At 74.1% G+C, this 11,267-nt stretch carries 10 protein-coding genes and 1 pseudogene; 6 read left to right on the top strand and 5 right to left on the bottom strand.

Features of this window, described 5'->3' with window-relative positions:
• The 5 genes and pseudogenes from PUR61_RS16795 to PUR61_RS16775 form a co-directional block, all read right to left on the bottom strand.
• Positions 1–330 (bottom strand): annotated as a pseudogene (locus PUR61_RS16795) (ubiquinol-cytochrome c reductase cytochrome b subunit); the annotation flags it as partial.
• Between the two features lie 281 nt (positions 331–611).
• A complete protein-coding gene (locus PUR61_RS16790) occupies positions 612–2,132 on the bottom strand; it encodes an MFS transporter (RefSeq protein WP_329879653.1) in 1,521 nt (506 codons plus the stop codon).
• A gap of 148 nt (positions 2,133–2,280) precedes the next feature.
• Positions 2,281–2,949 (bottom strand): TetR/AcrR family transcriptional regulator, encoded by a 669-nt coding sequence (locus tag PUR61_RS16785; RefSeq protein ID WP_329879652.1) that lies wholly within the window; start codon positions 2,947–2,949, stop codon positions 2,281–2,283.
• Between the two features lie 141 nt (positions 2,950–3,090).
• A complete protein-coding gene (locus PUR61_RS16780; protein WP_329879651.1) occupies positions 3,091–3,735 on the bottom strand; it encodes a terpene synthase family protein in 645 nt (214 codons plus the stop codon).
• On the bottom strand, positions 3,732–4,319 hold the full coding sequence (locus PUR61_RS16775; RefSeq protein ID WP_329879650.1) for a GNAT family N-acetyltransferase: 588 nt from the start codon (positions 4,317–4,319) through the stop codon (positions 3,732–3,734). The genes PUR61_RS16780 and PUR61_RS16775 overlap by 4 nt, the downstream gene beginning before the upstream one ends.
• A 188-nt stretch (positions 4,320–4,507) precedes the next feature.
• On the opposite strand from PUR61_RS16775, the gene PUR61_RS16770 reads away from it, so the two are divergent.
• The 6 genes from PUR61_RS16770 to PUR61_RS16745 all read left to right on the top strand — a co-directional run bounded on the left by PUR61_RS16770 (position 4,508) and on the right by PUR61_RS16745 (position 11,264).
• Complete coding sequence (locus PUR61_RS16770; RefSeq protein WP_329879649.1) at positions 4,508–5,827, top strand: ATP-grasp domain-containing protein; 1,320 nt, start codon at positions 4,508–4,510, stop codon at positions 5,825–5,827.
• Between the two features lie 182 nt (positions 5,828–6,009).
• Positions 6,010–6,801, top strand: coding sequence for a Rossmann-like domain-containing protein (locus tag PUR61_RS16765; RefSeq protein WP_329879656.1), 792 nt, complete (start codon positions 6,010–6,012; stop codon positions 6,799–6,801).
• A gap of 5 nt (positions 6,802–6,806) precedes the next feature.
• Complete coding sequence (locus tag PUR61_RS16760; protein ID WP_329879655.1) at positions 6,807–8,009, top strand: PLP-dependent cysteine synthase family protein; 1,203 nt, start codon at positions 6,807–6,809, stop codon at positions 8,007–8,009.
• Complete coding sequence (locus tag PUR61_RS16755) at positions 8,006–9,196, top strand: dipeptide epimerase (RefSeq protein WP_329879648.1); 1,191 nt, start codon at positions 8,006–8,008, stop codon at positions 9,194–9,196. Before PUR61_RS16760 ends, PUR61_RS16755 begins: the two co-directional genes overlap by 4 nt.
• Complete coding sequence (locus tag PUR61_RS16750) at positions 9,193–10,419, top strand: MFS transporter (RefSeq protein ID WP_329879647.1); 1,227 nt, start codon at positions 9,193–9,195, stop codon at positions 10,417–10,419. Before PUR61_RS16755 ends, PUR61_RS16750 begins: the two co-directional genes overlap by 4 nt.
• Positions 10,416–11,264 carry a class I SAM-dependent methyltransferase gene (locus tag PUR61_RS16745; protein WP_329879646.1) on the top strand — a complete coding sequence of 283 codons (849 nt, stop codon included), beginning with the start codon at positions 10,416–10,418 and terminating at the stop codon, positions 11,262–11,264. Before PUR61_RS16750 ends, PUR61_RS16745 begins: the two co-directional genes overlap by 4 nt.
• Positions 11,265–11,267 lie beyond the last annotated feature (3 nt).

The following is an 11,267-nucleotide window of genomic DNA, read 5'->3' as shown; positions in this document are numbered from 1 at the left end:
GCGGACCAGCAGACCGCCGCGCACCTCGAAGCTGATGTCGACCGTCGACGCGTACGCCTCGGACATCGGGATGCCCTTGAGCGGGATGTACACGCCGTCGTAGATCACCTCGCCCATGGAGGGCTTGAAGAACAGCGTCAGCCAGATGCCGGTCAGGATGATGATCACGAAGGTGTAGAGGCAGATCTCGCCCAGCATGAAGGACCAGTGGTCCGGGAAGATCTTGCGCAGGTTGGCCCGGGCCAGGGTGTAGATCCCCAGCCGGCCGTCCGCCCAGTCGGCGGCGCGCTGCCCCCGCCCGGCTCCGGGGCGGCTCTCATTCGGGGTCATGTCCACGCACCTCGGTCGAAGTGAAACGGGGATCTGTCCCCGTTTCGAAGCTGGACCCAGGATAAACGGGGGGTGATCCCCACTTCTAGTGGGGGGTGCGTTCCGGCGGCTTCGCGTCCGCCCCCGCGCCCCCCGCGCCCCCCGCGCCCTCGCGGCTCCGCCCGCCGCAGCCCTCGCGGCCCCGCCCGCCGCCGCCCCGGCCGGAGACGGCGAACGGCCCGTCCGGTGTCCTTTCGAACACCGGACGGGCCGCAGCGCACCGTCGCGTCACACCACGAGGGTCAGTGCACGAGCACCGGCACCTCGTTGGTGTTCGCCGCACCCTCGCCGGCCGTCGCGCCGTCGGGGCGCCCGGCGTTGATCAGCACGAAGGCGATCGCGGCGGCCAGCACCAGGATCCCGAAGGACCACCAGATCGCGGTCGAGAAGCCGTGCACCATGCCCTGGAACTGCACCGCCTTGGCGGCGTCCGGGGTGGTCGCGCCGCCCAGGTGGGCCGCCAGCCAGGTGGTCGTCGCGCTGGCCGCGATGGTGTTCAGCAGGGCGGTGCCGATGGCGCCGCCGACCTGCTGCGAGGTGTTGACCATGGCGGAGGCCACACCGGCGTCGCGCGGCTCGACGCCGTGCGTGGCGAGGCTCATCGCCGGCATGAACGCGGTGCCCATGCCGAGGCCCATCAGGACCAGACCGGGCAGGATCAGCGCCGGGTAGGAGGTGTCCAGGTCGATCTGGGTGAGGATCAGCATGCCGATCGAGGCGACCAGGAAGCCGGGCGCCATCAGGTACCGCGCCGGGACGCGGGTCATCAGGCGGGCGCCGATCTGGGTCGAACCGGCGATCATGCCGGCCACCATCGGCAGGAAGGCCACGCCGGTCAGGACCGGGCTGTAGTCGAGCACGATCTGCAGGTAGTAGGTCAGGAAGAGGAACAGACCGAACATGCCGATCACGGCCAGACCCAGCGACAGGTAGACCCCGCCGCGGTTGCGGTCCAGGATGACGCGCAGCGGCAGCAGCGGAGCCTTCACCCGCGCCTCGACCGCCACGAACGCGCCCAGCAGCAGGACGGCGGCCACGAACAGGCCGATCGTGATGCCGGAGGACCAGCCGTCCGACTCGGCCCGGGTGAAGCCGTAGACCAGGGCGACCAGGCCGGTGGTGACGAGGATGACGCCGGGGACGTCGAGGCGGTTGCGGTTGCGGCCCTCGGCCGGCTCGCGGATCACCATGACGGCGCCGATCGCGGCGGCCACGGCGAACGGGATGTTGACGAAGAAGGTCCAGCGCCAGTTCAGGTACTCGGTCAGCAGGCCGCCGAGGATCAGGCCGATCGCACCGCCGCCACCGGCGATGGCGCCGTAGATGCCGAACGCCTTGGCGCGCTCCTTGGCCTCGGTGAACATCACGGCCAGCAGCGAGAGCGCGGCGGGCGCGAGCAGTGCGCCGAAGACGCCCTGGAGGGCGCGGGCGCCGAGCAGCATGGCGGTGTTGGCGGCGGCGCCGCCGAGCGCGGAGGCGAACGCGAAGCCGGCCAGGCCGACCACGAAGGTCCGCTTGCGGCCCCAGAGGTCCGCCACCCGGCCGCCGAAGAGCAGCAGTCCGCCGAAGGCCAGCGCGTACGCGGTGATCACCCACTGGCGGTTGCCGTCGGTGATGCCCAGGTCCTCCTGGGCGGAGGGCAGCGCGATGTTCACGATGGTGGCGTCGAGGACGACCATCAGCTGCGCGAGCCCGATGAATATCAGGGCCTTCCATCGCCTCGGATCGGGCTGGACGGCGGGCAGGGAATCGGTTTTTGGCATGGCGGTACTCACTTCACGGTGCGAGGCGTGCGGAACGGTGCGGACGGAAACGGTGCGGATCGGAAGTACATCAGGACGAACCGCGCGAACGGGCACGCGGAGGTGGCCGCGCGGTGGTCCCGCGGTGACGGGTCGGTGACTCGGTGGGTCAGTGGTCGGTGTGGAAGTCCTCGAAGGTCGCGGCCCGGCCGGGCAGGACGGAGCGCGCGGGCGCCCGCATGCCGTCCAGGAACAGTTGCAGGTGCCGGTGGACGAACTCGTCCAGCACCACGCAGGAGGTGCCCGGCAGGGGGCGGGTGAGCTGGCTCATCGCGATGAACAGATCGCCGTGGTCGACGTCCGCGCGCAGTTCGCCGGCCGCCTTCGCACGCTCCAGCAGACCGCCGACGACGCTCATCAGGCGCTCCCGTGCCTCGACCAGGTCCGGATCGAACATGTCGACCCGGTTGGTCAGCATCGGGCAGAGCGCGCCGATCTTCTCGTCGACGGTCCGGTGCGCGAACCGCTGGAGGGCGTCGAACGGGCCGGCTCCCTCGGCGGCCGCCGACTCCGCGTTCGCCACGATGCGGTTCTTGACGAGCAGTGCCACCTCGCGGATCAGCGCGGCCCTGGTCGGGAAGTTCCGGTAGAGCGTAGCGTTTCCGACGCCGGCCCGCTTGGCGATTTCGTCCAGCGGCGCATCCGCGCCGTGCTCGACGAAGGCGTCGCGGGCTGCGAGCACGATCCGCTCACGGTTCCGGCTCGCGTCCGCACGCAGCTTCGGCGTGCGGACCGGCGGCTCCGCGGTGCGGGTCGGCTCGACGGCGGCGGTGCTCACTCGGTGCTCCTCCCGGATTCCGGGGAATCTCTCCCCGCTTAGTCCTACGAAGAGCCAAACGGGGAATCCCTCCCCGGAAATTTCACTTTCGAATGTGACCTGCGTCACATCTCGAAACTCCCTCGTTCACGGGTCCGCCGGTCAGCCGGTGGCGACCGTGTAGCGGCCGGTCCGCGGGTACCGGGCGTGGTCGCCGGCCGGCCGGTCCTTCAGTGCGTCGGTGAAAGCCGCCACCGTCCGCCCGGCCTCCGGACCGAACTCCTCCGCCAGGTGCGGGACATCCTCCCGGGCGATGCGGTCGAAGCGGTCCAGCCGGGCGTTCATCAGGTCGGTGACCGTGTCCACCGCGGTCTGCCGGGAGCAGCGCAGGAAGTGCCGGAAGACCGGGACGGCGTTGTCGAGATCTCCCTCCAGCTCCGTCTCCTTGCGGCAGGAGTAGAGGTCGTTGCGCAGGTCCACGTTGTCGGTGAACGCCTCGATCAGCGCGGTGACGGTCGGGTGGGCGAGTAGCTCCGGCGGCAGGTCCCGTCCCCGGACGTGCAGCGGCAGCACGGTGGACGGCGGCGTCCCGGCCGTGCGGCGGCGCATCTGGAGGTACTCGACCGGATCGGGGACGCGCCCGGCGAGGGTGTTGTCCAGCTCCCAGAGGTTGGCGGCGGCGACGTGCGGCGCGGCGTCCCGGAGCCGGTGCCGCGGGCCCGGCGCGGCCGGGGTGGCCTGTGGCAGGCAGGCAGGCAGGCAGGCGGGCGGGGGGTCGGCCGGGGGTTGAGCCGGCCGGGGGTTCACCCGATCGGGTGACCGCCCCCGCCGCGGGCCAGTGCCGCGGGCCGGCGGAGCGGGATCTCGAAGTGGACGGTGGCCACGCCGGGGCCGTGCTCGCCGGTCGGCCGGGCGTCGTAGACCTCCTCGGCGAGGCTGCGCCAGAACGCCTCGGCGCCCGGGACGGCGGTGTTGGTGTGCAGGTAGAGCCGCCGGTAGCCGCCCTCTTTTGAGGCGAACTCGCAGGCCCGGCCCACCAGTTCACGGGCCAGGCCGTGCCGTCGGTGCTCCGCCCGGACGTACACCCGGACCAGCTGTGCGGTGGTGCCCGAAGGGTAGCGCTCGGCGACCTCGCGCGGGTGCGGCGGGTGGGCCGGGCCGGTGGAGTGCAGTGCGGTGGTGGCGACCACCTCGCCGTCGCGCACGGCGACCAGCAGCGCGTGCCGGGGGTGGTCGAGGTAGTGCCCCTGGAGGTCGACCACGTCGGCGTGCCAGTCGGGCACGTAGCCGTAGCCGAACTCGCGGTAGAACGTGTCGAGGATCAGCCGGCGCGCACCCGGGACATCCGCGGGCAGTGCATGCCGTACCAGATAAGGGTATTGACGAGTCATCAGGAAACTCCGACGGGACGGACCGGGGTGGGTGACTGTTAGCGTACATGAAAACCACTTTCATCTAACACGGCAACGGAAGTGCGTGCCGGCGTGTTGAAAATGAAAACGAATCCCGTTACGTTCCTCTCGCGGCCTGCCGAAACCGGCCTGCCGCCGTGTCTGCGTGTCCGTCGAGAGGGAGAGTCGTGGCGCATCTGCTGGTGATCGAGAGCTGGGTCGGCTCCATGAGCAGGTTGCTGCCAAGGGCGCTGGGGGAGAGCGGCCACCGCTTCACCTTCCTCACCCGCGACCTCCACCACTACCTGCGGGCGGCCCCCGCCGACGGCCCGCACCCGCTGCTCGCCGCCGAGAACATCCTCACCGTCGACACCAACGACCCGGCCGTGCTGCTCCCGTACGCCGAACGGCTGCACGGGCTGCTCGGCTTCGACGGGGTGCTCTCCTCCTGTGACTACTACCTGCCACAGGTTGCCCGGGTGGCTCGCCGGCTCGGCCTGCCCGGGCCGGACCCGGAGGCGGTCACCGCCGCCTGCCGCAAGGACCTCACCCGCAGCACGCTCGCCGGGGCCGGCGTCCCCGGGCCCGCGTACGCGCTCTGCTCCGACCGCGACCAGGCCCGCGCCGCCGCCCGGGCGATCGGCTACCCGCTGGTCGTCAAGCCGGTCGACCTGTGCGCCGGGATGTTCGTCCGCGAGGTCGCCGACGAGGCCGGGCTCCTCGCGGCCGTCCGGGCCGTGGAATCCTTCCCGGTCAACGCGCGCGGCCAGCGGCGGGACCCGGTGGTGCTGATCGAGGAACTGCTCACCGGTCCCGAGGTCAGCGTCGAGACGGTCTCCTCCGACGGTGTCGCCCACGTCGTCGGGATCACGGACAAGAGCATCGGCGGCGCGCCCGCGTTCGTCGAGACCGGCCACATGTTCCCGGCCGCGCTCGATCCCGCCGACGCGGCCGCCGCCGCCGACACCGCCGTCGCCGCGCTGTCCGCGCTCGGCCTCGACCAGGTCGTGGCGCACACCGAGATCAAGCTGACCCCCGCGGGGCCCCGCGTGGTCGAGGTCAATCCACGCCCCGCCGGGAACCGGATCACCGAGCTGGTCCGGCGGGTCACCGGCGTGGACCTCGCCGCAGCGGCCGTCGACGTCGCCCTCGGGCGCCGGCCCGACCTGGCCGTCCATCCGACCGGCGTCGTCAGCGCGGCCATCGCCTTCCTGGTCCCGGGCGAGTTCCCGGTCGCGGGGGAGGGGCGGGCGGGTGCGGGGCTGCTGGACGGGTTCGACGGCGAGGCCGAGGTCCGCCGGGACCCCGCGGTGGTCGAGCTCAGCCTCGCCGGTCCCGGCCGCGAGGTGCGGCCGGCCACCAGCAACAACGAGTACCTCGGGCACGTCATGACCGCCGACACCGGCGGCCCCGGCGCCCGCGGCACGGCCGAGCGCCTGCTCACCGGGCTCACCCCCCGGTACGCGGCGGCGGACTGTCCTGCCGAGCCCGCGGCGGTGCCCGCGTGAGCCCGGCCGCCGCTCCTGTCGCCGCCCGCACGACGACCGCCACCGCCGCTCCTGCCACCGCCGCGACGGCCGCCACCGCGACGGCCGCCACCGCCACGACGGGCGCCGCCCCCCTCGCCGGGGCTGCGGAGCCCGCCGTCGCCGCCTCCGGAGCCCCGGTCGCCGCCCCGTCCGCGTTCGATCTGGTCGCCGACCGGGCCCGCGCCGGCTCGTACGGGCCGGACCCGGCCGGCCTGCGGATCGCGCTCGCCTTCACCACCGCGCAGGCCGTCCGGCACGCCGGCCGCGCCCAGGGGTACCGCAACGAGGTGCTCAGCCTCCGACTCGACGCCGCCGTCGGCTCCTGCGCCGTCGAACCGGGCGAACTGCCCGCCGGAGCGCTCGACGACTGCGTCGGTGCCCGCGTCGACGAGCTGCTCGACCACCCGCTCGCCGCCGTCCGGGTCGCCGCACTCGACGCCTACCTGGGCCACTGCCGCCCGCACACCTCCGCCGGCGGTGCCCGGACGCTCACCCTGCCGGCCGGATCCTCGCTGGAGAAGTCCCGCGCCCGGGCCGCCGCCGTGGTCCGTCTGCTGCCGCTCGCCGAGGTCCGCCGCGTGCTGGTCGTCGGCGTGGTCAACTCCCTGCTGGAACAGCTCCGTTCGATCGGTGCCGAGTACCTCCCCTGTGACCTCAAGGGCGGTGTCACCGAATGGGGCGAGCCCGTGCACACCGACGCCCTCGCCCGACTCGACGACTGCGACGCGATCCTCGCCTCCGGCATGACCCTCGGCAACGGCACCCTCGACCCGCTGCTCGCCCACGCACGCACCACCGGCAAGCCCCTGGTGCTGTTCGCCCAGACCGGCAGCGCCGTGCTGCCCCGGCTGCTCGGCGACGGGGTCAGCGCCGTCAGCGCCGAGCCCTACCCCTTCTTCTGGCTCGACGGCGGCCCCACCGACCTCCACCTGTACGGGGGCGGGGCCCGGTGACCGCACTGCTCGACTCCGGCGCCGTACTGGGCAACCCCGCGCTGCTGTCGCTGCTCGGCCACACCCCGCTGGCCCGGATCACCACCCCGCTGCCGCACCCGCACCCGGGCTTCTGGGCCAAGCTGGAGGGCCTCAGCGCGGGCGGCATGAAGGCCCGCTCCGCGGTCGCCATGCTCCGCGGCGCCCACGCCCGCGGCGAACTCCGCCCCGGCGCCACGGTGGTGGAATCCACCTCGGGCACCATGGGCGTCGGCCTGGCCTTCGCCGGGCAGGCGCTCGGCCACCCGGTCGTGCTGGTCGGCGACACCGAACTCGAACCGTCCATGCGGCAGTTGCTGCGCGCGTACGGCGCCCGCCTGGAGCTCGTCGAGCGGCCGGCCCGGCACGGCGGCTGGCAGGCCGCCCGGCTGGCCCGGCTGCGCGAGGTGCTCGACCGGCTGCCCGGCGCCTACTGGCCCGACCAGTACAACAACCCGGACAACGCCGCCGGTTACCTGGCCATGGCCCAGGAGATCACCGCCGACCTCGACCACCTCGACGTCCTGGTCTGCAGCGTCGGGACGGGCGGACACAGCGCCGGCCTCGCCGAGGCGCTGCGCCGCCGCTGGCCCCGGCTGCGGATCATCGGCGTCGACTCGGTGGGCTCGACCATCTTCGGACAGCCCGCCCGGCCCCGCCTGATGCGCGGCCTGGGCAGCTCCATCCACCCGCGCAACGTCGCCCACCAGACCTTCGACGAGGTCCACTGGGTCGGCCCGGCCGAGGCGGTCGACGCCTGCCGGCGGCTGGCCCGGGGCGCCTTCGTCAGCGGCGGCTGGTCCACCGGGGCGGTGGCCCTGGTCGCGGCCTGGGCGGCCCGGGTCCACCCCGGCGCCGCCGTGGCCACCGTCTTCCCCGACGGCCCGCACCGCTACCTCGGCACGGTCTACGACGACGCCTTCTGCCGGCGGCACGGCCTGGACGCGGAGCGGGCGGCGCTCCGCCCGATCGAGATCCCGCACCCGGCTGCCGTCGAGGTCAGCGGCTGGGCGCGCTGCCGCACGGGGGGTGCGGCACCCGCCACCGCGGTGGCGGCCGTCCCCGCCGCTCCGACGGCCCCGGCCGTACCGCCGGGCCTGGTGGTCCCGCCCCCGGCCGGCCCGCCGGACCGGGCGGGCGTCGGGGCCGCGACCGGCGGCGACACCGTCCGACCCGAGGAGGACCGATGAGGCTCGACGTCCGTACCGTACGGCTCCGGCTCGCCGAGCCGCTGCGGATCTCCCGCTCGGTCACCACCGAACGCGACGCCGTCCAGCTCGCGCTCGGCCACGGCGGACTGACCGGACACGGCGAAGCCGTCAGCAGCGTCTACCTGCACCTGCCCACCGACCGGATCCGGCGCGAACTCGAAGGACTGCGAACCGCGTTGGAGCGGTACCCGGACCCCGAGCAGGCGCTCGCCGAACTCCGCTTCGCCGCAGTCCCGTTCGTCTGCCTCGCGGCCGGCGTGCTGGCCGCCGTCGAGGCGGCCCTGCTCGACCTGGTCGGCAAGCGGGCCGGCGAACCCGTCCACCGGCTGCTCGGCCGGGCCGAACCGGTGGTCGTCGCGACCGCCCGCACCATCGGCATCGAACCGCCCGCGCGCGCCGCCGTGCAGGCCGCCCGGCTCGCCGACGCGGGGTTCACCATGCTGAAGGTCAAGGCCGGCTCCGCCGATCCGGGCCTCGACCTCGTCCGGGTCCAGGCCGTCCACGAGGCCGCCCCGGACGCCCGGTTGCTGCTGGACCCCAACGGTGCCTGGACGCCTGAGCAGGCCCTCCAACTGCTGCCCGCCTTCGCCGCCACGGGTGTCGAGGCCGTGGAGCAGCCGATCGCCCCCGGCAGCCCGGACGTGCTCGCCGCCGTCGCCGCGCGGTCGCCGATCCCGGTGATCGCCGACGAGGACGCCGTCACCTTCGAGGACGTCCGCCGGATCGCCGGGCGGGTCCACGGGGTCAACCTCAAGCTCGCCAAGTGCGGCGGCGTCCACCAGGCGCTGCGGATCGAGGAGGAGCTGCGCGGCAGCGGGACCGAGCTGATGTTCGGCTGCCTGGCCGCCAGTTCGCTCGGCATCGCGCCCGCCGTCCACCTCGCCGACCGGGCCCGCTGGATCGACCTGGACGGGCACCTGCTGCTCGCCCACGATCCCTGGCAGGGCATCGGCGGAACCGACGGCACCGTCCGCACACCGGACCGGGCGGGTCTCGGCGTGCTGCCTGTCCCGGATGCCGTCCCGGATGCCGTCCCGGATGCCGCCCTGGGCCCCGCCCCGGGGCCGGTGGCGGGGTCGGTGCCGGAGGCCGCCCGAGGGGCTGTCCGGGGCCGCGCCGGGGAAGCCCGCCCCCGCGCCGGCACCCGCCCGGTGGCCGGCCGGTGAGAATACTGCGCGCCGTACGGTCCTTCCCCGTGCCCGTACGGCTCCTTCTGGTCAACCAGCTCGGCGTCAACACCGGCTTCTACCTCCTCATCCCGTACCTGGCCGGCCACCTGGGCCACGACCTCGGCCTCTCCGCGCTCGCCGTCGGCGCCGTGCTCGGACTGCGCAACCTCAGCCAGCAGGGCCTGTTCATCCTCGGCGGCTCGGCCGCGGACCGGCTCGGCGCGCGCCGCGTCATCATCGCCGGGTGCGCGCTGCGCAGCGTCGGCTTCGGGCTCTTCGCGCTCGGTGACTCGCTCGGCATCCTGCTCGCCGCGTCGGCGCTCAGCGGGCTGGCCGGCGCGCTGTTCAACCCGGCCGTGCGCACCTACGTGGCGAACGAGGCCGCCGACCGCAAGGCCGAGGCGTTCGCGCTGTTCAACATGTTCGCCACCATCGGCGCGCTGGCCGGTCCGCTGCTCGGCACCGTCCTGCTGCTGGTCGACTTCCGGGCCGCCGCGCTCACCGCCGCCGGTATCTTCGCCGTCCTCACCGTCGCCCAGGCCCTCGCCCTGCCCGAGCGGGCCGTCCCGCCGCCGCCGCGCGGCGTGTTCGCCGACTGGCGCGAAGTCGCCTCCGACCGGAGGTTCCTGGCCTTCTCGCTGGCCATGGTCGGCCTGTTCGGGATGGAGAGCCAGCTCTACCTGCTGCTGCCCGACGCCGCCCGCCGCGCCACCGGGTGGGAGGGGGCGGTCAGCCTGGTCTTCCTGACCAGCACCCTGGCCAACCTCACCCTCCAACTCCGCATCACCACGAGGCTCCAGAGGGACGGGCCGGCCGCCCGGTGGATCCCGCTCGGCCTCGCCGTCGCCGCCACCGGCTTCCTGCTGCCGCTCGTCGTCCCCGGCCTGCCCGGCGTCCTCGGCGGCGTGCTGCTGCTCCAGACCGGCCTGATGACCGCCCAGCCGTTCGTCCTGGCGCTCATCCCGGCGTTCGGGCGCCCCGGCCTCACCGGCACCTACTACGGCCTCTACTACGTCGTCTCCGGCTTCGCCGCCGCCCTCGGCAACACGGCGGTCGGCCGGGCCATGGACAGTGCCGCCGCCGCCCCCTGGCTGCTCTGCGCCGCGCTCGGTCTCGGCTCCGCCGCCGCACTCACCCGGCTGCACCGCGCCGGACGGCTCCCCGCGCCCGCCCGTCCCCTTCCCACCCCCGCCCGCCCTCTCCCCAGCGAGGCCCGATGACGCCCCGGCCCCTCCCGACCGAGCCGGCCGCCCCTGCGGCCGGTCACCGCAACCTCCTCACCGACGATCCGGAGCTCTACGAACTCCGTTTCCCCGACCCGGGATTCACCGCCGCGCGGTGGGCCGAGTCGGTGCTCCGCGGCTACGGCGCCGGGCCCGACGTGCTCGACCTCGGCTGCGGCACCGGCCGGGACGCCGAATGGCTGCACCGCGCCGCCGGGCGGACCGTCACCGGTCTGGACAGCTCCGCGACGATGATCGAGTACGCCCGCGCCCACCACCCCGGGCCCGTCTACCACGTCGGCGACATGCGGACCTTCCCCTTCGCCGCCGGGCGGTTCGACGCGGCGCTCTGCCTGGACAGCGCGCTGCTCTACTGCCACACCAACGAGGACCTCGACGCCCTGCTCGGGCGGCTCGGCCGCCACCTGCGCCCCGGCGGCCTGCTGGTCGCCGAGATGCGCAACGGCGCGTTCTTCCTCGGCCGCACCGAACTCCTGGACGCCCCGCGGATCGACACCGTGACCCGGGACGGCGTGACCCACACCTCGCACACCACGCTGTGGATCGACCGGGCCGCCCAACTCCTGCGCCGCACCCGTACCTGGACCAGTGACGACGGCGCCGCGCCGGTGGCGCAGCACTCCGCCTGGCGGCTCCTCTTCCCGCAGGAACTGCGTCACCTGCTCGCCGCCCACGGCTTCACGGTGCTCGCCCTCTACGACCGCCCCGGCCCGCGCACCGAACCGCCCTGGACGGACGGCGACCTCCCCGCCGACACCGCCGACGAAGACCGCCTCCACCTGGTCGCCAGGCTGGACCACCGCACACGAAAGAGAAGTTGACCC

It is taken from the genome of Streptomyces sp. BE20 (assembly GCF_036322525.1).
Classification (GTDB): Bacteria; Actinomycetota; Actinomycetes; order Streptomycetales; family Streptomycetaceae; genus Kitasatospora.
The sequence above is the reverse complement of the archived record's forward strand: the minus strand, read 5'-3'. Positions and strand labels throughout refer to the sequence as shown.